This window comes from Paenibacillus sp. FSL K6-4396, from assembly GCF_038002525.1.
Classification (GTDB): domain Bacteria; phylum Bacillota; class Bacilli; order Paenibacillales; family Paenibacillaceae; genus Paenibacillus; species Paenibacillus amylolyticus_B.
In genome coordinates this window covers 6,089,364-6,111,937 of the sequence record NZ_JBBOCR010000001.1, presented here as the reverse complement: position 1 = coordinate 6,111,937, position 22,574 = coordinate 6,089,364, and the positions used below count along the sequence as shown (strand labels likewise).

Annotated in this window: 21 protein-coding genes; 19 read left to right on the top strand and 2 right to left on the bottom strand. The window is 45.8% G+C overall.

Annotated features, from left to right (window positions below; genetic code table 11):
• Positions 1-7: 7 nt before the first annotated feature.
• Together pssA and MHB85_RS26845 are read left to right on the top strand one after the other, a co-directional pair.
• Positions 8-553, top strand: coding sequence for a CDP-diacylglycerol--serine O-phosphatidyltransferase (gene pssA / locus MHB85_RS26850; protein WP_341008952.1), 546 nt, complete (start codon positions 8-10; stop codon positions 551-553).
• Between the two features lie 13 nt (positions 554-566).
• Positions 567-1,052 (top strand): DedA family protein, encoded by a 486-nt coding sequence (locus tag MHB85_RS26845; RefSeq protein ID WP_036606861.1) that lies wholly within the window; start codon positions 567-569, stop codon positions 1,050-1,052.
• 301 nt (positions 1,053-1,353) lie between these two features.
• Here the strand turns inward: MHB85_RS26845 and MHB85_RS26840 are convergent, their stop codons facing one another.
• Positions 1,354-2,544, bottom strand: a complete 1,191-nt coding sequence (locus tag MHB85_RS26840) for a cation:proton antiporter (RefSeq protein ID WP_091019230.1) — start codon at positions 2,542-2,544, stop codon at positions 1,354-1,356.
• A 379-nt stretch (positions 2,545-2,923) separates the two neighbouring features.
• On the opposite strand from MHB85_RS26840, the gene MHB85_RS26835 reads away from it, so the two are divergent.
• The 6 genes from MHB85_RS26835 (at position 2,924) to MHB85_RS26810 (ending at position 6,595) form a co-directional block, all read left to right on the top strand.
• Positions 2,924-3,496: a DUF420 domain-containing protein gene (locus MHB85_RS26835; RefSeq protein WP_017692198.1), complete on the top strand. Its 573-nt coding sequence runs from the start codon at positions 2,924-2,926 to the stop codon at positions 3,494-3,496.
• 73 nt (positions 3,497-3,569) lie between these two features.
• Positions 3,570-4,313, top strand: a complete 744-nt coding sequence (gpmA, locus tag MHB85_RS26830) for a 2,3-diphosphoglycerate-dependent phosphoglycerate mutase (RefSeq protein WP_341073974.1) — start codon at positions 3,570-3,572, stop codon at positions 4,311-4,313.
• A gap of 216 nt (positions 4,314-4,529) precedes the next feature.
• Positions 4,530-4,700: a hypothetical protein gene (locus tag MHB85_RS26825; protein ID WP_165980418.1), complete on the top strand. Its 171-nt coding sequence runs from the start codon at positions 4,530-4,532 to the stop codon at positions 4,698-4,700.
• Between the two features lie 181 nt (positions 4,701-4,881).
• Positions 4,882-5,790: an aldo/keto reductase gene (locus MHB85_RS26820; RefSeq protein WP_341073973.1), complete on the top strand. Its 909-nt coding sequence runs from the start codon at positions 4,882-4,884 to the stop codon at positions 5,788-5,790.
• Between the two features lie 85 nt (positions 5,791-5,875).
• Entirely contained in the window at positions 5,876-6,202 is a 327-nt protein-coding gene (locus tag MHB85_RS26815) for a thioredoxin family protein (RefSeq protein ID WP_091019235.1), read from the top strand.
• A 210-nt stretch (positions 6,203-6,412) separates the two neighbouring features.
• Complete coding sequence (locus MHB85_RS26810) at positions 6,413-6,595, top strand: hypothetical protein (RefSeq protein WP_341073972.1); 183 nt, start codon at positions 6,413-6,415, stop codon at positions 6,593-6,595.
• A gap of 268 nt (positions 6,596-6,863) precedes the next feature.
• Here the strand turns inward: MHB85_RS26810 and bacA are convergent, their stop codons facing one another.
• Positions 6,864-7,673, bottom strand: coding sequence for an undecaprenyl-diphosphate phosphatase (gene bacA, locus MHB85_RS26805; protein ID WP_017692204.1), 810 nt, complete (start codon positions 7,671-7,673; stop codon positions 6,864-6,866).
• Positions 7,674-7,887: 214 nt separating this feature from the next.
• On the opposite strand from bacA, the gene MHB85_RS26800 reads away from it, so the two are divergent.
• The 11 genes from MHB85_RS26800 (at position 7,888) to MHB85_RS26750 (ending at position 22,365) form a co-directional block, all read left to right on the top strand.
• Complete coding sequence (locus MHB85_RS26800; protein WP_091019239.1) at positions 7,888-8,520, top strand: TetR/AcrR family transcriptional regulator; 633 nt, start codon at positions 7,888-7,890, stop codon at positions 8,518-8,520.
• A gap of 114 nt (positions 8,521-8,634) precedes the next feature.
• On the top strand, positions 8,635-9,486 hold the full coding sequence (locus tag MHB85_RS26795; protein WP_091019240.1) for a substrate-binding periplasmic protein: 852 nt from the start codon (positions 8,635-8,637) through the stop codon (positions 9,484-9,486).
• Positions 9,487-9,518: 32 nt separating this feature from the next.
• A complete protein-coding gene (locus MHB85_RS26790) occupies positions 9,519-10,163 on the top strand; it encodes an amino acid ABC transporter permease (protein ID WP_017692207.1) in 645 nt (214 codons plus the stop codon).
• Between the two features lie 16 nt (positions 10,164-10,179).
• Positions 10,180-10,926 (top strand): amino acid ABC transporter ATP-binding protein, encoded by a 747-nt coding sequence (locus MHB85_RS26785; RefSeq protein WP_047841601.1) that lies wholly within the window; start codon positions 10,180-10,182, stop codon positions 10,924-10,926.
• Between the two features lie 277 nt (positions 10,927-11,203).
• Positions 11,204-11,626, top strand: a complete 423-nt coding sequence (locus tag MHB85_RS26780; RefSeq protein WP_017692209.1) for an OsmC family protein — start codon at positions 11,204-11,206, stop codon at positions 11,624-11,626.
• Between the two features lie 217 nt (positions 11,627-11,843).
• Positions 11,844-13,634, top strand: a complete 1,791-nt coding sequence (locus tag MHB85_RS26775) for a sensor histidine kinase (protein ID WP_192135763.1) — start codon at positions 11,844-11,846, stop codon at positions 13,632-13,634.
• Positions 13,627-15,225 carry a response regulator transcription factor gene (locus MHB85_RS26770; RefSeq protein ID WP_341073971.1) on the top strand — a complete coding sequence of 533 codons (1,599 nt, stop codon included), beginning with the start codon at positions 13,627-13,629 and terminating at the stop codon, positions 15,223-15,225. Before MHB85_RS26775 ends, MHB85_RS26770 begins: the two co-directional genes overlap by 8 nt.
• A gap of 175 nt (positions 15,226-15,400) precedes the next feature.
• Positions 15,401-18,310 carry a glycoside hydrolase family 2 protein gene (locus MHB85_RS26765; RefSeq protein WP_341073970.1) on the top strand — a complete coding sequence of 970 codons (2,910 nt, stop codon included), beginning with the start codon at positions 15,401-15,403 and terminating at the stop codon, positions 18,308-18,310.
• 278 nt (positions 18,311-18,588) lie between these two features.
• Positions 18,589-19,572 carry an ABC transporter permease gene (locus MHB85_RS26760; RefSeq protein WP_036606891.1) on the top strand — a complete coding sequence of 328 codons (984 nt, stop codon included), beginning with the start codon at positions 18,589-18,591 and terminating at the stop codon, positions 19,570-19,572.
• Between the two features lie 15 nt (positions 19,573-19,587).
• Positions 19,588-20,490: a carbohydrate ABC transporter permease gene (locus MHB85_RS26755; protein ID WP_036606894.1), complete on the top strand. Its 903-nt coding sequence runs from the start codon at positions 19,588-19,590 to the stop codon at positions 20,488-20,490.
• 186 nt (positions 20,491-20,676) lie between these two features.
• Positions 20,677-22,365 carry an ABC transporter substrate-binding protein gene (locus MHB85_RS26750; protein WP_074096481.1) on the top strand — a complete coding sequence of 563 codons (1,689 nt, stop codon included), beginning with the start codon at positions 20,677-20,679 and terminating at the stop codon, positions 22,363-22,365.
• Positions 22,366-22,574 lie beyond the last annotated feature (209 nt).

Genomic DNA, 22,574 nt, shown 5'->3' with positions numbered 1-22,574 from the left:
AAATCTTATGAAGTCTTTACCATCGATTTTAACCTTGGGGAATCTGAGTTCAGGCATGCTGGCAGTCATTATGGCTATTCATGGTGAATTTGCCCTGGCTGTAATGATGATATGGGTAGCGATGTTCTTTGATCTGTTTGACGGGTATGCGGCTCGTAAATTGCATTGTGAGGGTGAGTTCGGCAAGTCTCTGGACTCGCTTGCAGATGTAGTTTCATTCGGAACAGCGCCCGTGCTGATTCTGTACCTGAATTCCATGCTTGAAGTGAGTGTGCTGGGGATGGCACTGACTGCATTGTTTCCGATTTGCGGTGCTTTGCGTCTGGCCCGTTATAACTGTCAGAAGACAGCAAGCAGTGGTTTTGTCGGAATGCCGATTACATTTGCGGGAGGTCTGATGTCCTTTTTCGCACTCTGGAGTCCTTATTTCACACATGGTGTAGCCTATCTTGTCATTATTGTATTATCCGGTCTCATGGTGAGCCAAATCCGATTCCCGTCTCTAAAACAAGTGTTAGCCTCACATGAGAAGGATATTGTGGAACCGAAATAAGGAGCGAGTCAGTATGGAATTTGCAAAAGAATTTATTGGTCAATATGGTTATTTCGCAATATACGGACTACTGGCTCTTGGCGTTATTGGCATGCCGATTCCGGATGAGGTGATGATGACTTTTGTCGGTTATCTCGCCTCCATCTCGGTATTGAATTACTCCGTATCCATCGCCGTCAGTTTCGGTGGCGCATTTACCGGAGGGCTGCTGAGCTACATGATTGGCAAGAAAGCGGGCAGGCCGCTGGTTGAAAAATACGGCAAGTGGGTCGGCGTGAATGCCAAACGATTCAGCAGGGTGGAGTCGTGGTTCCTCAAATATGGGTATTGGTCCATCATCCTGGGTTACTTCATTCCAGGCATTCGTCATCTCATGTGCTGTTTCTCCGGGATCAGCAAGATGGCAATTGGCAGGTACGTAGTTGTATCGGGCATTGGTGCATTCGTCTGGTGTGTTGTCTTTATCTCGATTGGTTTTTATGTTGGCGTGTTAACTTAAAATGGGACGGCCTGTTGTAACAACAGGCAAGGATGGAAGACCTCTTGAGTGTAAGGTGGTCTTTTTTTGTTTTCTACGATATAGCGAACTTGAGTGAGTAACGAATACGTATGACTTGTAAAAATACAAAAAAACCGCTCTGATCACCTCTAACCTTCATGTTGAAGGGGAGGAATGGATCAAAGCGGCGTGTGCTTCACGAACGTATTGAATCTTCTAAAGAAGATATAGCCAATATCTCCCAAACTAAATTTTTTTTACAAAGCCATCAGGTAAGCTAAACGTAGATATTCTTTTACAGTTACCCACTTAAATGTGATTCTTCAATTCCTCTTTCGACTTGCTTTTCACCCTTTTTGCGTGCAAAGGTAATTTTGAGCAGAGGTGGCGTAACAAGTGTAGTGATTATGACCATGATTACTACGCTCGTAAAGTATTCCGGATCAAGTAAGCCGGAAGCAAGTCCCGTTGAAGCGATAATGAGCGCAACTTCACCTCTTGATATCATTCCTGAGCCAATGGCCAATGAAGATGACATATTAAATCCAGTCAGTCGTGCACCAGCTCCGCCACCAATCAGCTTGGTTACAATTGCAATGAGGCTTATAACGACAATAAACCAAATTTGTGAACCCACACCATCAAACGTGACATTCAAACCAATACTGACAAAAAACACCGGAACAAAAATTCCGTAGGCGATCGGTTCCAGTTTGGTTTCAACTTCATGTTTGAAGTTGGTTTGGGAGATGGCGATCCCAGCGGCAAATGCACCAATGATTCCGGCAACACCCATCCACTCCGCAAAGTAGGAGAAGCCAAAACAAATAATCAGCCCCGCAGTAATGACGGTCTCGGTTACTTTCAGTGGTGCCATCCACTTCATGATGCGAGGAACAAGGAACCAGCTGGCAGCGATGATGATCACAAAGAATAACAGCTTCTTGCCGATAAGCAGAGAAATCGAAGTGTCTCCTCCGCCTGTACCCAGCAAGCTCATCATAACAGCAAGAATGACAACGACCAGAACATCATCGACAACAGCTGCACCAAGAATTGTTGTACCCTCACGAGAGCTGAGTTGATCCATATCTTTTAGTGTCTGAACGGAAATGCTGACGGACGTGGCACAGAATAAAAGTCCAAAGAACAATGCGTGTGTCTGTGACATACCGAACGCCATGGCCGAACCGTATCCTCCGATGAATGGTAAAATAATACCACCCACAGCAACAGCAAAGGCTGCTTTCCAGTTTTTCTTCAATTGTTCCAGATCGGTCTCCAATCCAGCGATGAACATCAACAATAGTACCCCGATTTCGGCCATATAATGGACGAAATCACTTTGCTGAACCCAACCGAGAATTGCAGGCCCGAGGATGACACCCACAATCAGTTTCCCCAGTACCGACGGCTGACCCAATCTGACGGATAGATCACCGGCAAGTTTGGTAAAGATTAAAATAAGTGCAAGAACCAAAATAAATTCCATAGGTGTGCTCCTCTCCAGCAGTAGCGTTTATAGGTTTACCTGCCCAAGGGGGGATCATTCCAAGCCTTTAGAACAAAAAAAGGCATAAAAACAGCGCTTGTTAAGAGTGCCGCTTTTATGCCTAAAAAAGACAAAGAGGGGCCCTTGGTGACAGGCTCCTCCAGTTTCAACGCGTATGTGATTAATTGCATTAATTATACCACAAATAAAGACTTGGGTAAATGGGAGCCGGTTTGGATTTGATTGAAAACGGCCGTAAAGGGGCATTTTATAGGGGAGTGCAGCGGTTTTTGTTCAGAGTGTTGTCACTTAACAGCCCGGAATTGCCGAGATATAATGATATAGAACATAGAAGTTAGGATATGAGGAGGATTTTGCATTGGGCAAAAATAACAAAGGGGAACCGAACATCCCATCCCCGACGAGCAATAAAAATTTTGCAGGTATCATTATCACGATTTCCATTCTCGCTAATGTCATTATTTTATTATTGTTCTTCGCACCGTCTATTGGGTACAAAGGTGATGTAACCTTTGATATTACGGTGTTGCCGCGGTTTAATGCCGTGTTTAACAGCTTTACCTTCATCTTCCTGCTTGCAGCGCTTATTGCTATTATCAAGCGGAATGTGAAGCTGCACAAACGATTTATTCTTGCTGCATTCTCAACAACACTGTTATTCCTCGTGACCTATCTGACGTTTCATTACCTCTCACCAGAGACGTCCAAATACGGCGGCGAGGGCATCATTCGTTCCATTTATTTCTTCATTCTGATTACCCATAGTATACTGGCAGCCCTCATTGTTCCATTGGCGTTGTTCACACTGGTATGGGGTTGGACGAATCAATTGAAGAAACACCGTAAAATTGCACGTTGGACTATGCCAATCTGGCTGTATGTAAGTTCTACAGGTGTTGTAGTATACCTGATGATGGCACCATATTATTAATGTGATGAACGTTTCACTGTGCTAATTAGTTTGACTTGCAGGTAATGTTTCCATGGAAGGAGGGTTCACGTTTATGTACAGAGTTGTTTTGATTCGCCATGGACAGAGCATGTGGAATGTAGAGAATCGTTTTACCGGATGGACAGATGTGGATCTGACGACGGATGGTTACGCAGAAGCTCGTAAAGCAGGGAAGATCATGAAGGAACAGGGATTTGATTTTGATTACGCCTATGCATCCGTGCTGAAACGTTCTATCCGAACACTCGATATTGCGCTGGATGAAATGGACCTCATGTGGATTCCCATTACGAAGACTTGGAAGCTGAATGAACGCCATTATGGTGCGCTGCAAGGACTGAACAAACAGCAGACTGCTCTGAAGTATGGGGAAGACCAAGTAAAGGAATGGAGACGATCCGTGAACGTATCTCCCCCGGCACTGGACGAAACCGATGACCGATATGTGCAGGATCTGGACAAGTACAAGCGGCTCGGATGCACCATCCCTTTTACGGAGAACCTGATGGATACCTCGAAGCGTGTTCTGGAGTACTGGAATGCGGAGATTAAACCGATGGTGTCTACTGGCAAAAGAGTGCTGATCTCTGCGCATGGTAACACGCTCCGTTCACTCGTCATGCATCTGGACCAATTGTCCGAAGCCGACGTGATGGCGCTCAATATCCCGACAGGCATTCCGCTTGTTTACGAATTGGATGAAGATCTGCATCCGATTGGTCACTTCTATCTGACCGCGGATGGTTCGACCTACAAACATGAAGAAATGACCCATGTGGCAACGCCATCTGATTAATTGGACATGGACGTTTGTCTTGATTGTAAGAAAGCTTGTATGATTTATCTCGTTCGGTTGATGTTTCAACTGGACGATTGGAAGATGACCGCTGAATTGAATTCGGAGGTCATCTTTTTTTTCTGCGATCAAGCCTGTACTTCGTTTCGTTTTGCTCCCACAGGGTAATTGTCAAACAAGACACGATGTACATTTATCCTGAAGGAGGAGAAGCACATGTCTAAAAGAAGAGGAATACTCATGACGGCGATCGGCGCAGGTGTGACTTATCTGATGAGGAACAAACAAGCAAGAGATAAGCTGTTTAGCACGGTCTCGGGTATGATGAAAAGCTCCAATTCGTCCAATGGAACAAGTAAAACCAGACCACGTGTGGAAGTGAAATAGATTGCGATAGCTCGTTTATCGCTTGAATTCCAAATGATGATCATGAGAAACCTGGAGATGAAGTCGTTCCAGGTTTTTTTGTGCATTCAAAAGCAATCCCTTGCTTTTGTGTGTAATGCGATTTTTGCCAGCAAGAATGATACAATGGATACTTGCAGAACGTATGGAGGGAGATGCACATATGAAGAAAAATCGTCTGGGTACATCCGAACTGATGGTGTCTGAGATTGGGCTGGGATGTATGTCACTTGGAACTGAAATGGAACACACTGTGGGCCTGGTTCATGAGGCTCTGGATCATGGGGTCAATCTGCTGGATACAGCCGATCTGTACGACGCAGGGCGTAATGAAGAGATTGTAGGACAAGCTATTAAAGGGCGTCGGGACCAGGTCATTGTGGCGACCAAAGTAGGTAATCGTCGTCTGCCGGGTAAAGAGGGCTGGTCTTGGGACCCGTCCAAAGCCTACATTAAGCAGGCTGTACATGAAAGTCTGAAGCGGTTGCAGACCGATTACATTGATCTGTATCAGCTGCATGGCGGGACCTTGGACGATCCCATCGAAGAGACAATCGAAGCGTTTGAGGAACTGAAGAAGGAAGGACTTATCCGATATTACGGAATTTCCTCCATTCGTCCCAATGTGATTCGGGAGTATGTAAAGAGGGCATCCATCGTCAGTGTGATGAACCAGTACAGCATTGCTGACCGCAGAGCGGAAGAAGAAGTGCTGCCTTTATTGGAACAAAAGGGGATCAGCGTAATTGCCCGTGGGCCCGTAGCTAGCGGAGTGCTTGCCGATTCCGGATCTGCCAAGGCAGACAAAGGTTATCTGGACTATACGCCAGAGCAACTATATACCATTCGGCAAGGGCTAAGTCGTCTTGTTACAGACCAACGCAGTATGGCTCAGACAGCTATTCGCTACGCGTTATCCCATCCTGCCGTAGCAGCAGTTGTCCCTGGTGCCAGTTCAAGAGAACAGTTACTGCACAATATTGCTGCTTCGAATTCGCCTGAACTCACCGCTGCGGAAATTCAGGAAATACGAGAACTCAGTCCCGCTAATCTGTACAAGCAGCATCGTTAACTCTATTAAGCCTATTTTCAATTGTAACCATACGAGGTACAATGGAGATCAGCCAAAAAAGGAACATATAAGGGAGAGAAGACATATGGAAAGAATTCAAAGTGAACAGCAATATCTGGATACAATTAACTCTGATGGTTTTACCGTCATTAAATTTGATACAACCTGGTGTCCGGATTGCAAAAACCTGGATCGTTTTATCGGGGATGTTATCGACCAACATGCGGACAAAACCTTCTATGCCCTGGATGCAGAGAAGTTCCAGCCGTTTGCCGAAGAAAATGGTGTACGCGGCATTCCAAGCTTGCTCGTCTTCCAGAACGGCAAGAAAATCGCACATCTGCATAGCAAATGGGCTAAAACACCTGCTCAAATCTCCGAGTATCTGGAGACGCTTGAATCCAAAGTTTAAGCGTACGAAGGCATCAGCAGTTTGTTTAAATAACCTAGCTAAAGAGACCTCTTCTTGTCCTGCGACGGAAGGGGTTTTTCTGTTTCATTCCAGTCCGCATGATGTGCATTTGAATAACTGTGTTGAGAAACAACGCTTGTTTAGAATTTGTTCAGTGCTCCCATGTATACTGTGAGAACAAACTGAATATTTGGAGTGAACAAGATCCGTATGAAGAATGAAATTTTTGAAGAAATGCACCAATTAAGTCACAATGATGACCGAAGATACCGATTGTTGATGATCGGGGTGAAGCAAATGCTGCAGGAACAAAAGGAGAATAGATATAATCTGCGTGAGAGATTAAAGAATCGAAAGAAACACCGGAACTTTCAAATAAAAGAGTGGTATTAGACAGGCTGCTTTCAGAAGTGAACATAAATATGGTTGTCCATGATACATAATAAACCTAGTCGGCATTACCAATGATCCAACCCACTAAAGAAGGAAGTAATGAAGAATCAGGCTTCTTCTAATTACGGATATTCCTGTCTTTGGAGCAGCAACAGAATCGTGAAGCAACAGAAACATAGTTCAGAATATAAAATATGGCGGCCTCGCTTCCCAAGGGAACGTGAGGCCGCCATTGATTTTGCCTGTCTAATTACTTGAATTGTAATGCTTACATCAAAATAATAAAGAACACGGCTGCCAAGACAAAGCGATACACAGCAAAGACGGTCAGGCTCAATTTTTTCAAAATGGACAGGAACGTCTTGATCGCAAGCATGGCGACGATGAAAGCAGCGATGAATCCAATCGCAAAGATTGGAAAATCACTGCCGTTCAGGTGATCGATACTTTTGTACAGGTCATATCCCGTAGCACCAATCATAATTGGCACAGACACGAGGAATGTGAACTCCGCAGCGGCTACACGGCTTACCCCTGCAAAGAGACCGCCTGAGATCGTTGACCCGGAACGGGAGAAGCCTGGCCACAATGCCAAGATCTGAAATATACCCACCGCGAATGCCTGTTTGTAGGAAATATCATCGACATCATGGGTAGTAATCCGCCCACTCTTCCGGCTCCAGCGTTCGGCCACGATCATCAATATACCACCTATAACGAGACTGTACAGCACTGTTTCCGGACCAAACAAATGTGCTTTGATCCAATCGCGGAATACAAGTCCGATGACTACGGCAGGAACCATCGCCAGGAAGATATGTCCCAGATTGAGGCGGCGGGAGTAAGGTCTGCTTCCTCCGGTGAAGCGGAACATATCAATGAATTTGTTCCAATACAGTACAACAACAGCAAGTACAGCCCCGAGTTGAACAACCACCTCAAACGTTTTGACTGACTCGTTGTCCTCTGATAAACCGAGCAAATGGGCAGTCAGAATCATGTGTCCAGTGGAGGAAACGGGCAAAAATTCTGTCAAACCTTCGATGATGCCCATAATAATGGATGATATAATATCCAATTCTCTTCCTCCTTGAAATACAGGTTACAGCACGGGCTGTCCTGCTTGACCATGCCTGTTCATCTGAACAAGACTATCACCTATTATGATCACAAATACGCTCAACTTCAACTTATACTTGTAACCATTTGTTTAAAACTATATTGACAAAAACCTAGTTATCCCATAGGATATAAATTAACTGACTGACTGATCAATCGGGAGGGTTACATGAATGACCAAAATTAACGGTTTGGAACCCGGTGAAGAACGCCGGGACCAAATAATACGCATAGCGATGGAGCGTTTTGCAACCCAAGGCTACCATCAGACGAAAATTTCCGATATCGTCCGCGAGGCTGGTGTGGCGCAAGGGACATTCTACTGGCACTTCAAGAGTAAAGAAGCCATTGCTTCAGAGATTGTCTTAACGGGCAAGGAGGAGTTGCTTGAGGCGATCGGACAAGGGTATCGCAAGGATGCCGGATCGGTAGAGGATATGGTGAAAGCATCGGAAAGGCTGTTCACTGACTTGTTCTTGTTTGCCGCGCAGAATCGCTATTTTATGGAACTGTTGCTCAAAGGCATCGTGACGGAAGAATCCGTACAACGCCTGGTTGAGGAGACACGTAATGCTGTGGAAACTGCGTTTCGTCACAATATGGAACGAGCCATCGAACTCGGCATGTTGCCTAAGGGCATGGATGTACCGCTTCGAGCAGCGTTATTGGTAAGCATGATTGAAGGCATGATATCACGCTGGTTGTTCGGTTCCGATGAGTTGCACAGCAAATTCTCAGCCATGACAGCTTCATCGCTGGCATCTGAGGCAGCAAGCTTTGAATTTTACGGACTATTGGGCACATAAGATTCACATGATTAAACAAATAGCAGGGAATAATGGGTACAACTGCGGTTTAGTCACAATAAAGTAACCAAATGTACACCCAGATTAATACACGACTGAGAGGAAGTTAACGTAATGAACAAAACATATGGATCGAAAACTCGTAAAGGCTGGTCTTTGACAGCAATTCTGCTGATGACCGTGCTGGTACTTAGTGCTTGTGGTAGTAAGGCGACAGACAATGGAAGTACAAATGGTGCAGAGGCAAGCAATGAACTGGAGCAGATCAAGTCTGCTGGCGTGATCAAAGTAGGCATGATGGGCACATATGCACCATACAACTTCCTGAACGATAAAAAAGAAATGGACGGCTACGATGCCGATATCGCACGTGAGGTTGCGAAACGTCTTGGGGTTAAAGTTGAATTTGTATCCCAGGAGTTCTCTGGTCTGACACCGAGTCTGCAAGCCAAAAAGCTGGATGCCATTATCAGCCAGATGACGATTACCGATGATCGTAAGAAAGTACTCGACTTCAGTGATCCGTATATTACGAACCAAGTTAAAATCATTGTCAAAGAAGACAATAACGATATTACCAAGCTGGAAGATTTCAAAGGGAAAACAATTGGCGTAGGTTTGGGTACAAATGATGAATCATATCTGCGTAATGAAGTGTTACCTAAAGTGGGAGACTTCACGATTAAAACCTATGACGATGTCATCTCTTCACTGAAAGACCTGAATGCTGGACGGATTGACGCCACAATCAACAACATGTACGCACTGAAACCGATTGTTGATGCCAACGGATTAAAGATCAAAGCTGTGGGCGAAGCAATCAAGAGTGACCAAGCAGGTATCGCTGTTCGCAAAGACAATCCAGAACTCGTAGCAGCGCTGAATGATGCTCTCAAAGGCATGAAGGATGATGGCACGTACAATACCATTTTCAAAAAATGGTTTGGTGAAGAGCCTGCGCAATAATGAACCTGCAAGGCGAAGGGAAGATTTGACCCATGGAACTGGTATTTGAGAATATCCCCTTCTTTCTGAAGGGGGCCTATTATACGCTGTATGTAACTGTGATCTCCATGTTTTTTGCGTTTATCATCGGGGTCCTTGTTGCGATTGCTCGTCTGAAGGGACCGATGTGGCTGAGGTTGATCGCAAGGTTTTATGTATCCATCATGCGGGGAACCCCGCTGCTGGTGCAATTATTCGTTATTTATTACGGATTGGTCGATTATGGAGTGACCTTGGGATCACTCACGGCTGCCTGTCTGGGACTGAGTCTGAATGCAGGTGCATTTTTGTCGGAGACGTTCCGTGGAGCCATTCAGGCTGTGCCTAAAGGACAGACGGAAGCTGCATATGCAACGGGAATGACCCCGGCTCAAGCGATGAGACGGATTATCTTCCCGCAGGCTGTACGCATTGCCATCCCGCCGATGGGAAACACCTTTATTGGCATGTTGAAGGAAACATCACTTGTGGCGGCGATTGGTGTTACTGAGTTATTACGGTCAGCACAACTGCTGGTATCACAATATGCATTGAACATGCCATTTTATCTGGCAATTGGTGTGATCTACTGGATCATGAGTATCGGCTTCTCGGCCATTCTGGAACAAGTGGAGCGCCGGTTGGCCCGGGCTTACTGATGGGAGGAGAGAACCGATGATTACAACAACTGGACTTACCAAACGTTTTCAGAAAAATGAAGTACTTACGAACATCGATCTTCATGTCGATGCCAAAGATATTGTTGTATTGCTCGGCCCCAGTGGTTCAGGCAAAAGTACCTTGCTGCGCTGTCTGAATGGGCTGGAAGAGTTGTCTGGAGGACAGATTGAAGTGAACGGCATTGTGGTTAACAGTGCAGATCCGCTGCGAGTCCAGCGTGCCCGGGTACTGGAGATTCGTCGCCAGACCGGCATGGTATTCCAGCAATTCAATCTGTATCCGCACAAGACAGTGCTGGGTAATGTGATGGAAGGTCTTGTTACGGTGAAAAAAATCAAGCGGGACGAAGCGGCTGAACGCGGCCGGATTCTTCTGGATCGGGTCGGCTTGTCGGACAAGCAGGATGCGTATCCATCCCGATTGTCCGGTGGACAACAGCAGCGGGTCGCCATTGCACGTGCACTTGCAATGGAGCCGGAAGTGATGTTGTTTGATGAGCCCACTTCAGCTCTTGATCCTGAACTGGTCGGAGAAGTGCTTTCCGTCATGAAGGAGCTGGCAGAGGAAGGCATGACGATGCTGGTTGTGACGCATGAATTGAAGTTTGCCCGTAATGTGGCGAACAAAATCGTCTTTATGGCGGATGGATCGATTGTGGAAGAGGCAAGTCCACAGGCCTTTTTCGAACAGCCGAAGCAAGAGCGCACCCGTCGTTTCTTGCAACAGATTACTGAATTTTGATGAAGATAACAGCGATCGGAAGAACGAACGTACCCGGAGCGGGTATTTAAGGTCGTTAACGATATCAGTTCAACTAAACTTTTTGCACAAGAACGGAGAGGACAGAAGAAACCTGAAGAAGCGGAGCGTGCGCCTTTATCCCCTGATTTTCCCCTTGAAGAAGGGAATCAAAAAATCTGGGGATAACAGCGATCGGAAGGTTATTCTGTCATCGGAGTGGCAAGTGCAAACCTTTTTCGCTTGAAATTAACCTATTCTGAGAAAGAAGGATAACATCATGAATGTAACAACTGTATGGAAAGGCAAACGCGCGTTTACTTCCGAAGGACCCTCTGGCTACGCTGTTGGCATGGATGCCACTGCTGCTTATGGTGGTGACAGCAAGGGGGCGACCCCGATGGAATTGTTACTGGCGGGTCTCGGGGGCTGTATGGGAATCGATATTACGATGATTCTGGACGCTTTTCTGGACAAAATTGAATCGATTGAGATTGAAGCGCAGGGCACACGCAGTGAAGAGATGCCCAAAGGCTTCACATCCATTGATCTGATCTTCAAAGTCGATGGGGATATCCCGGATTATCGCATTTGGAAAGCCATCCAGATGGCTGAGGAAAAATATTGTGCAGTTTCCGCTTCGCTGAACGCCGATATTCATCCTAAACTGATCCTCAATGGGGTAAGTACACCTCGTCCTTAATAACAAACGAACAGATTCTATACTAAGCAGGCACTTCCAATCGTGGGAGTGCCTCTTTTGTTAGAGGTTAGGCTGATTTGTTGCATGGCAGTATAGTACCCATTGCAATGACAATCCGAATTCTGACGGTTATGTGGTATGATTAATTCTAAGGACAGAACATCCTGATCCTGCTGTTTATATGTAAGCGCTTATACAGATGACGGAAGGTGCAGACATGTTGAAAAGGCTGATACGAACCACTAATAATCTCAAATTAAAGCATAAATTGCTCATTTCTTATGTACTGGTTGTCATGATTCCGGTCCTGATTGTGGGTCTTGCTGTGACCAGTTATTTTCGCCAGCAAGCCCTGGACAATGCAATAGGACAGACGATCATCAATGTGGACAAGATCAAGAGCCAGACGGCAACCATGCTGCGTGTACCCACCGATATATCCAATCTTTTAATGTTTAATGCGGATCTCAAGGAGATTGTGAATAAGCGGTACAAGAGCGTTGTGGAGCTAACCTCAGCGTATCTTGCATACAAAGACTTTCAGGAGTACAGGCGTTTGTACCGTGAGATAGCCGGCATTCGTTTTTACTCAACTAACCCAACATTGATCAACAACCTCGAATTCATCCCGGTAGACAAGCAGACTGAAGAGAGTTATTGGTACCAACAGGCACTGAAAACAACCAGCATCGGGTGGTTCTACATTCCGGACAAGGAAGATAATCCTGTACACAAGCTCAGCCTGGTGCGCAAAGTACCTTTTGCCGAGTATCGGACAGAGGGTGTGTTGATGATTGTGATCAATCAGGATGAGCTGAATGGATTGTTGCGTCAGGAACAGTTCGAGACGATGATTACGGACGAGCAGGGGTATGTGGTTGCAGCCAAGAATACTGAGCTGGTGGGTAAAACGCTGGATGAGCTTGATTTTGGCGTTGATCTGCAGAATCAGGCGAAAGGCACCATAGAAGGTGATTTCCGGGGGGAACCATCTAATATTGTTATTGATGAGTTAGGCCCTGGATCGAGTATGAACAGCCTGAAGGTGATTTCGGTTTTTGCCACCAAAAATATAGTCAAGGACGCCAACACGGTCAGCTTGATCGGCATGATTTTTATTATACTGGTGCTGGTCATTGCCCTACTATTCGTATATATCATCTCGTTCCTCACTTCGAACCGATTGCTCCGGCTGAGTAAACACCTCAACAAGCTGGCATTAGGAGACCTGAACGTGACTTCACGGATTGATGGAAACGATGAGATTGGACAACTGTCACGACAGTTCAACTATATGGTGAAAAGTATCAATGAACTCATGACGCAGGTGGTAGAAGCGACCGAACAGAACAATCAATTGGAAATCGCCCAAAAAGAGATTAAACTGAAAATGATGGCGAGTCAGATCAATCCCCATTTCTTGTTTAATGCACTGGAGTCCATTCGGATGAAAGCGCATATTAAGGGAGAAGCAGAGATTGCCAACATCGTCAGGCTGTTGGGCAAGCTGATGCGCAAGAGTCTGGAGATTGGCAGTGGAAAAACAACCTTCCAGGCTGAACTTGAAATGGTACGTTCCTATTTGGAAATTCAGAAATTTCGTTACGGCGACCGCCTTGCATTCCAGATCCATATCGATCCCGAGGTGGAGAAGATGTACATTCCGCCTTTGATTATTCAACCCTTGGTTGAGAATGCGATTGTCCATGGTCTGGAGAACAAAGAGGGTACAGTCCGTGTTCATATAAGTATTCGTTTAGTAGAGAACATTGTGCAGATCCGTGTGGATGACAATGGTGCAGGCATAACGCCAGAACGACTGGCTGAGGTGATGCAGTTTATCTGTGGTCCGGAGGAACAGGAGAAGAGTCGGATCGGCATGCGTAATGTACACCAACGTTTAACATTGACGTACGGGGAGCCATATGGATTACAGATTACGAGTGTATATGGGGAAGGAACAGAGGTTTCTTTCACTTTGCCAGCAGGAGGGGACCAACATGTATAAAGTGTTTTTGGTGGATGACGAACCGAGCATACGTGAGGGACTGACAACCATTATCGAGTGGGAAAAATACGGATTCCAGGTCATCGCTACAGCTGCCAGCGGGCGTGAGGCCATCTCCCGGTTTGAGGAATTGGAGCCTGATCTGACGATTATTGATATTCGCATGCCCGGTATGACCGGGCTGGATGTGATTGAAGAAGTGCGCCGGAATCATCCGGATTCGCACTTTTTGATATTGAGCGGTTATGCCGATTTTGATTATGCCAAAAAAGCCATCAGTTTTGGTGTGGACGGTTATCTGCTCAAACCGGTGGATGAAGATGAGATGATTAGTGAACTGGAGCGGATTGCTACGATCCTGACCCGTGAACAGGAGACAATGGCACGTCAAGCTGGTGAAGATACTGTCTATCTGGAGCACCAGATTGAGGCTTTGCTCTTTGACAGTTTGGAAGGTGCGGGCAGCATGGAAGAAGACAGCCTGGGGCTGCACTGGCCTCACTATCAGATTATTCTGCTTGAGATGCATGCGGCCCCCGACCTGCAACGGGGAAGTGTTATGAAACGCAAACTGATTGAAGCATTTGACCATAAAGACCGAGGTATCGTATTCTCGTTCCATTCCGGTCTGGGGTTGTTAAGCAAGGAAACAATCACATCTGAGTCATCTGCAAGAATTCTTTATGATGAGCTGGAAGGGCTTCTGGGAGAATGGGAGGTCCACATGTATGGTGCTGTGGGTGAACCCGTACACTCCACTTCTGAAATTGCGCGGTCATACACGCAGGCGAATCGTACACTTGGTGAACGCTTCTTGTTCACGGAGAAGCGCATCATGCTGTGGACTGAAGGTAGCGAAGGCAAAGGCGTTGTTAAGCCGGCAGTTGAAGCTGTGGACGGAACACATGAGCCAGTTGAAGACGAACTCGCGGACAAGCTGTATTATGCGTTAGACATCCGCAGTAGTGAGTCCGTTATGCGGGTGCTGGGTGAGATGGAAGAGCGCCTGGTTCCATATCACCGAACAGAGCAAGCGATCAAGACGGCGTTCTCACAGGTATTTTCCCTGGCGTTCAACAAGCTTGCAGCGACGAATCAACATATGCACTCCATTATGCAAGAACATTCGGTTCTGATTAATGAAGTCTATCATCAATTTACGATGTCTGATCTCAAAGTCATGGCATCGGAACATTTGAATCGACTTATTCAACGTATGGGTGGGGGAAGCAAGGATACTGTATTGAAACAGATGATTGAATTTATCCAGCGTAACCCTGGCGAGAATCTCAAGCTTGAAGTACTGGCAGAAGTGTTTAACTATAACAGCAGTTACCTGGGTAAGTTGTTCAAGAATCATACTGGAGAGTATTTCAATGCATTTCTGGACAAGGTTCGTATGGAAAAGGCCAAAGAATTGCTGGACGAAGGACTGAAGGTCCATCAGGTCGCGGCGAGAGTGGGATATGCTAATGTGGACTATTTTCACGGTAAGTTCAAGAAGTATGTAGGGGAATCCCCTTCCGCTTACAAACAGGCCAGAACCCAATCATCAATTAAAGGAACGGCTAAGGATATAAACGAGGAATAAGTATAGAGTGCTGGGCTTTGCCCCTGTCTATTGTGTAAAACGTTTTCGGTATTGCTGAGAAATTTCCAGATTCATCATATTGTCCATGCACTTCCCATGATAAGCAATGGTCACGGAGTGTTTCACATTTTAGACTGGATTTACAAGAATCCAGATGAAGGGATGGCTATACGATATGAATTTGTCTGATATAGGCGCTGTACGTCATACATTGAACTTAAATGGAAAATGGCAGTTTTGTTTGGATCTGGAGTCCGATAAACTCGTTGAGCAAGAGATATTACCGCCTTCACAGTGTGAAAATACATCATGGGAGACCATTCAGATTCCCGGTTCATGGGAAGAGCAAGGATACGGAGATGAGCCTGAATACGAAAGGCTTGATACCTGGACCAAGGTACGCGAGTATGAAGGCTCAGCCTGGTATGCTCAGGATGTTCATGTTCCATCAGACGATCCCGGATGCCACTATGTATTCAGATTGGAAGGTGTCCGATGGACAACGAATCTCTGGATCAATGGACAGTATGCCGGGCAGCAGGATAGTCTGGTGAATCAACAGAAGTGGGATGTTACCTCTCTGGTGAAGCAGGGAGAAGTGAATCGGGTGGAGATCCGCGTGGATAATACGATGAAACTTCCGCTGGCGGGTAGCCATATTCATTCATTGCATACGGCCACAGCCTGGGGTGGAATCACAGGTGGTGTTTATTTGGACAGTCTGCCCCCATGCCGATTACAGACGTTACGTATTCAACCAGATGCTGAGAATGGAACCATTCTCGTTGATTGTACTGTAAGCGCTCCCGCAAAAGAATCCGCTAGACCGATGCAATTACATGTGGATATCCAGCATCCGGATGGCAAATGGCTTGATCGATATAGTTGTAATGTGAATCTGAGTGATCCATCACATGTGGATATAAGCTCAGCAGGTTTAACTGAAATCAACGCTGTAATAGATCAGTGGCGATTGGAACTTGGTACAGGGAAATCTATTGCAAGATGGTCGGATGAATCCCCCGAATTATACAAGGCAGTGATCCGTCTGCATGACGGTGAGCAGGAATTGGATCGGCTGGAGCAATCATTTGGTGTTCGGTCCTTTGCAACAAACGGGAAGCAGCTTGAATTGAATGGAACACCGGTGTATCTGCGCGGGTACGTCGATTGTTGTATCTTTCCACTGACAGGTTATCCTGTGTGGGATAAGGAACATTATCTTCAGCAGTTTCGAATCGCCAGAACATACGGCTTCAACCACGTCCGTCTGCATGGGTGGAGCGCGCCTGAGCCTTTCTGGGACGCGGCTGATGAAGCTGGCATGCTGGTGCAGGCAGAACTTCCACATTGGTCTCGTTTCTTTGAGCAATCGAATCAGTCTGCGCCAGCTGAAGTATTGTCCTATCTGACACAAGAACTGGACGGGTTGCTTCAGTCGCTGCATAGACATCCTTCATTTGTCATGTTCTCCATGGGGAATGAACTCATTGGTCCGAATGGCCACCCTGAACTCAATGCATGGGTATCTAGAGCAAGGGATATGGACCCGACCCGCTTATATACGGACAATACAGGTTTTGGACAGCTTCCGGCGCATGGGCGGGAAGGTGATTATTATATTCAATCGTTGAACTGGCATCCCCCGTTGGAATCCGCATATTCTGCTGTACCGGATACCACACTGGATTATCATGCAGTCACCCGCCTTGCGGAGCATCCCGTCATTGGACACGAACATGCACAGTACACCATGTATGTGCGGCCCCAAGAGCGAGCCAAGTATACTGGCGTATTGCGTCCTAGTTGGTTACGACCGATCGAAGAATCGTTAACAAACAAAGGCATGATGGAGGACCTGGAGCATTTTCAACAGGTCAGTGGTACCCATCTGGTACGTTCCTTAAAAGAAGCCATGGAGCGGATTCGGCGAACACCGGACGCTGCGGGCGTACAGCTTCTGGACATTCGTGATTTTCCAGGGCAGGGACATGCTACGACGGGCATTCTGGATGTATTTTGGGATGACAAAGGCGTTACAACTCCAGAAGAATTCATGCGTTTCAACGCAGACGTGGTGCTATTGTTAAGCTGCAAGGAGCGTACATTTTACGCCGGAGAACCTATTCATGTCGATGTACGCATCTCTCACTACGGTAAGGAGCCGCTTGATGAAGCAGTCATTCAGTGGAAGTTAATAAGCGATGATATGATATTTACTGAAGGGGCATGGAAGACCGGAGATATCCAATGTGGGTCGGTCATGTCACTGGGAAGCATCGTCGCTACCGCTCCTCATGAAGGAGCAGCAGCTTTTCGGATCGAAGCGGAGTTGATATCAGGCGATTTGGACAGAACTGTAGCGAATGTATGGCATGGCTGGTCGTTTCCTTTTTATCAGTCTCATCCGGGTTCGAATCGGTTCTGGAATACCTTGGCAGAGTTGAAGCCATTCCTGGGTGAAGCGCATGATGATTGCGTAGATCGCATCGATGGATTTCAGTTGTTGAAAAATCGGGAGATTGACTTGGTTATCGTTCAGTCGTTAACACCCAATGTCGTTGATTATGTGGTCAACGGGGGGAGTATTTGGCTACAGCCAACCGCAGAAGGGTTATATGATTCAGTGGAGACCAAGTATCTGCCTGTATTCTGGAATTACCTGATGTTTGCTACACAGCCTGGTGCAACGATGGGCATGTATTTGAGAAAACAGCTAGCACTACTAGGCTCCTTCCCGCATGATGGAGCTTCGGACTGGCATTGGTATCACTTGGTGAACGGGACACCAGCGATATGTTTGGATACGTTGCCCGGGGTGGAACCGCTGATCGAAGTGGTGGACCATTTCCATCGGGCCAAACGACTCGCTTATGCCTTTGAGGCAAAAGTAGGAAAGGGCAAGATTTTGATATCCTCACTTCCGTTTGCTGACCTGGCTTTAATGAAGCGTCCGGAAGCCGCCTACTTATTTCAGGAGATACTTGCGTATTTGAATGGAGATCAATTCCGTCCAGCAACCTCCATATCCGTAGCGCAATTACTCGGCATCGTTAAACTGCAAACCATTCAGTTTACATTGTAATCAGAGGGACCCGAAAGGGTCCTTTTTGTATGCCATGTGGTCAAAGTAAACGATTACTATAAAACGTTTTCGAAATTTACCATTTTAGATAGTGTTTAACCTTAATATTACTTTAATATCATTTAAAAGTAGAATTTATCACTGATTTTAACGAATTAATGTCTGATTATATATGTCTATATCTAATTTTTATATGATTTTCTCTAAAATCCAGATGGTATTTTGAAAACGCTCTATCGAGTATGATTATTTTATAAAACAGAGGAGGGGGAACGGAGATGGAAACGCTAACAAAAAAATCCGCTTCCGCGAACAGAAGCAGTGACCCCAAACCGCCTTTAAAGAATCGGCGGAACGGAATTTGGGACAGAATGAAACAGCAGAAATATCTCTATCTCATGTCATTGCCATTCGTAGCTTGGGTTTTCGTATTTAACTATCTGCCACTATGGGGATGGACGATGGCTTTCCAAAATTATAAACCTGCCAGATCGTTTGGTGATCAAGAGTGGGTTGGTTTTAAACACTTTGTAGAGCTGTTCAGTGATGATCGTTTCTATCTGGTACTTCGTAATACGCTTGCAATGAGCTTGATGGGACTAGTTGTCGGTTTTATCGTACCGATATTCTTCGCTATTCTCCTGAATGAAATGAGAGGCATGTTCTTCAAACGTGCCGTGCAAACGGTATCATATCTGCCTCACTTTGTATCCTGGGTTGTTGTAGCCGGGATCATTACGAAGATGCTCTCCACCGATGGAGGGATTATCAATGATCTATTGGTAGGACTGAACATTATCGATCAGCCGATCCAATTCATGGCCAAGGGGAACTTGTTCTGGTACATTGTAACCGCTTCAGATATGTGGAAGGAAACCGGTTGGAATGCCATCATCTATCTGGCGGCGATTACAGGTATCGACAATGAGCTGTATGAAGCTTCCCGTGTAGATGGAGCCAACCGCTGGAGACAGATGTGGCATATTACGCTGCCTGGCATACGGACCACGATTTCCGTACTTTTCATCATGTCAATTGGACATCTTATCAGTATCGGTTTCGAGAAGCAGTTCTTGCTTGGCAACAGTCTGGTCACAGACTACTCGGAAGTACTTGATCTATACGCGCTCAATTATGGTTTGAATATGGGACGATTCTCGTATGGTACAGCCATAGGTATATTCAACTCCGTTGTCAGTATCATCCTTCTGTTTACTGCGAACGGCTTGTTCAAAAAATTCACAAAAGAAAGCATCATGTAGGGAGGGGACGACATTATGGCGAACAAAGCATTCAATGCTACTCGGGGCGATAAACTGTTCGATATATTCAACATCCTCGCGATGACCATGGTGCTGGTTGTAACACTTTATCCATTCCTTAACGTACTAGCCATCTCACTCAATAACTCGACAGATACAGTACGTGGCGGAATTTACTTGTGGCCTCGCGAATTCACATTACAGAACTACAAAACGATTTTCCAATATGATGGATTGTTACAAGGTTTGCAGATCTCCATTCTGCGTACACTTGTAGGTACCGTGCTCGGATTGATCAGTTCATCCATGATCGCTTTTACACTGAGCAGACCTGATTTTGGACTTAGAAAATTTGTTTCCACAACGCTCGCGCTCACGATGTATTTCTCCGGTGGTCTGATTCCGGTGTACATTCTGATGCGTGACTTGAACCTAATCGGTACATTCTGGGTATATGTACTACCTGGCATGATCAGTGCATTTAACGTGTTCATCATCCGTTCATTCATTGATGGCCTGCCATACTCATTGCAGGAATCCGCGAAGCTGGACGGAGCGAATGACTTTACAATCTATTACAGAATTATCTTGCCACTGTGTAAACCAGTGCTTGCTACCATCGCATTGTTCCTGGCTGTAGGTCAATGGAACGCGTGGTTCGATACGTACCTGTATAATGGTTCAAAGGCACATTTGACCACGCTCCAATATGAGCTGATGAAAGTATTGCAAAGTACACAGCAGGGCTCAGGTGCTGGACGAAATGCCAATGATATGGCGCAGCAAATGACACAGATTTCACCGGAATCGATCAAAATGGCGATTACGATCGTTGTAACGGTTCCAATCCTCATTGTATATCCATTCCTTCAGAAGTACTTTGTTGGCGGTATGACACTGGGCGCAGTAAAAGGTTAAACAATTGGGTACAGGCTGCCACATAGAGCGGCCGTACATCTACAAATGAAGCATCAGGATACCCGAAGCGCAGCCATTTGGTCTGCGCTTCACCGTATAGGGCTGCGGTGTGGTATTCATGAAGCTATAGACAGGGACAAAAAAGTCCCGGACAAACAGACATATGAAACAGGGAGGATTACCATTATGGCAAGTTCCAAAATGAAGATTGCACTGGCACCAGTGCTTGCAATGTCTTTACTCGCAGGTTGCGGTGGAGGAAGCGGCAGTGATACGTCGTTCAAGGATACAAGCGCAGAGACAACTCCACTTACTTTTGATTTCTTCAGCGTTGACCCCAGTCCGAACTGGAATGGCATGAAGGATGAAGTAGGTAAGGTCCTTACGGAAAAAACAGGGATAACCCTTAACGGTGAATTTGCCGTTAGTGGTGGTCAAGATAAAATATCCTTAATGGCGGCGAGCGGAGACTATCCGGATATTGTCTCCCCCAAAGGAGAACTCAGCAAACTGGTGGATGCCGGAGCAATGCTCGATCTGACAGATCTGATCGACCAATATGCTCCCAATCTGAAGAAGCTGTATGGTAATTACATGGACCGGTTGAAATACAGTAATGAAGATCAGGCTATTTATGTGCTGCCAACGTATTATGCGGTAGACCAGAAGTACTTTGATGCAGGTGGTGGATTTGGCATTCAGCACCGTGTACTAAAAGAACTCGGATACCCGGAAGTGCGTACACTTGAGGATTACGAGAATGTATTGAAGGCGTACAAAGAGAAACACCCAACAATTGATGGTCAGCCAACGATCCCGTTAACACTGGACGCGGATGATTGGAGAATCATGATTACCGTAACGAACCCGGCCTTTCAGGCAACAGGAGCTCCGGATGACGGTGAATACTACATCGATCCAGAGACGTATGAAGCAAGTCTCCATTACAAACGCCCAGAGGAAAAAGAGTACTTCCGCTGGTTGAACCATATGTACAACACTGGATTGCTGGATCAGGACAGCTTTATCCAGAAAACAGACCAATACAAATCCAAAATTGCAAGTGGACGTGTTCTGGGTGTCATTGACCAGGATTGGGGTTACTCCGATGCAGAAAATGCATTGAAATCCGCTGGTAAGACTGAAGCAACGTATTCACACTTTCCAGTAACCCTGTCCGAGGATATCAAGGATCATGCCTACCAAGACCCTGGTTTTGTATCGGGCTGGGGTGTAGGGATTACAACATCAAATCCTGACCCGGTTCGTACGATCAAATTCTTCGATTACCTGGCTTCTGAAGAAGGGCAAGTGCTGATGAATTGGGGAATTGAGGGCAAACAGTATGAAGTGAAGGACGGCAAACGTGTCATTCCTGCCGACATTCTGGATCAGAAAACCAATAATGCAGCCGTATTCCAGAAAGAAACGGGTATTGGATTGTACACCAATATGTCCGGTCACTATGGAGACGGTGTGAAGGATTCAACGGATAACTACTACACTACGAATTTCCCTGAACAGATCGTGGCAGCATATTCCGATGCAGAGAAAGAAACACTCAAAGCTTACGGTGCTACGACGTGGAAAGATCTGTTCCCGAGTGAAGATGAGTTCCCAATCAAACCATGGGGAGCAGCATACAATCTGCCAACACCAGGTGACTCCAACTACAACGTCATCTTCAAGAAAACACAGGATATCATTCGGAAACGTATCCCGGAAGCCATTCTGAGTACTCCTGAACAGTTCGATGCGATCTATGACGGCATGATTGCAGAAGTGAACCAAGCAGGAGCAGAGGATATGGAGAAACAGTATACAGAACTCGTTCAAAACCGTGTTCAATTGTGGAGCGGTGAAGAGGCTAAATAAACGTTTAGCAATTCAGATCTAAAACAAAAAGGACCCAGAATATCTGGGTTCTTTTACTACCTAAAACGTTTTCTAAAAAACGTTTTCAATTTTATGAATTCACTATTGACAAGGGATATAGGAGCGATTATTATTCAAGTATGAAAGCACTTACATTTGCTTGTACAACACGTGTCATACACCTGAATCTCAAAGTAAACATTTGCAGA

Coding starts and splice junctions, on each gene's coding strand:
- pssA (WP_341008952.1), top strand. CDS start 8: ATGAAGTCTTTACCATCGATTTTAACCTTGGGGAATCTGAGTTCAGGC.
- MHB85_RS26845 (WP_036606861.1), top strand. CDS start 567: ATGGAATTTGCAAAAGAATTTATTGGTCAATATGGTTATTTCGCAATA.
- MHB85_RS26840 (WP_091019230.1), bottom strand. CDS start 2,544: ATGGAATTTATTTTGGTTCTTGCACTTATTTTAATCTTTACCAAACTT.
- gpmA (WP_341073974.1), top strand. CDS start 3,570: ATGTACAGAGTTGTTTTGATTCGCCATGGACAGAGCATGTGGAATGTA.
- MHB85_RS26825 (WP_165980418.1), top strand. CDS start 4,530: ATGTCTAAAAGAAGAGGAATACTCATGACGGCGATCGGCGCAGGTGTG.
- MHB85_RS26820 (WP_341073973.1), top strand. CDS start 4,882: ATGAAGAAAAATCGTCTGGGTACATCCGAACTGATGGTGTCTGAGATT.
- MHB85_RS26815 (WP_091019235.1), top strand. CDS start 5,876: ATGGAAAGAATTCAAAGTGAACAGCAATATCTGGATACAATTAACTCT.
- MHB85_RS26810 (WP_341073972.1), top strand. CDS start 6,413: ATGAAGAATGAAATTTTTGAAGAAATGCACCAATTAAGTCACAATGAT.
- MHB85_RS26800 (WP_091019239.1), top strand. CDS start 7,888: ATGACCAAAATTAACGGTTTGGAACCCGGTGAAGAACGCCGGGACCAA.
- MHB85_RS26795 (WP_091019240.1), top strand. CDS start 8,635: ATGAACAAAACATATGGATCGAAAACTCGTAAAGGCTGGTCTTTGACA.
- MHB85_RS26790 (WP_017692207.1), top strand. CDS start 9,519: ATGGAACTGGTATTTGAGAATATCCCCTTCTTTCTGAAGGGGGCCTAT.
- MHB85_RS26785 (WP_047841601.1), top strand. CDS start 10,180: ATGATTACAACAACTGGACTTACCAAACGTTTTCAGAAAAATGAAGTA.
- MHB85_RS26780 (WP_017692209.1), top strand. CDS start 11,204: ATGAATGTAACAACTGTATGGAAAGGCAAACGCGCGTTTACTTCCGAA.
- MHB85_RS26775 (WP_192135763.1), top strand. CDS start 11,844: ATGTTGAAAAGGCTGATACGAACCACTAATAATCTCAAATTAAAGCAT.
- MHB85_RS26770 (WP_341073971.1), top strand. CDS start 13,627: ATGTATAAAGTGTTTTTGGTGGATGACGAACCGAGCATACGTGAGGGA.
- MHB85_RS26765 (WP_341073970.1), top strand. CDS start 15,401: ATGAATTTGTCTGATATAGGCGCTGTACGTCATACATTGAACTTAAAT.
- MHB85_RS26760 (WP_036606891.1), top strand. CDS start 18,589: ATGGAAACGCTAACAAAAAAATCCGCTTCCGCGAACAGAAGCAGTGAC.
- MHB85_RS26755 (WP_036606894.1), top strand. CDS start 19,588: ATGGCGAACAAAGCATTCAATGCTACTCGGGGCGATAAACTGTTCGAT.
- MHB85_RS26750 (WP_074096481.1), top strand. CDS start 20,677: ATGGCAAGTTCCAAAATGAAGATTGCACTGGCACCAGTGCTTGCAATG.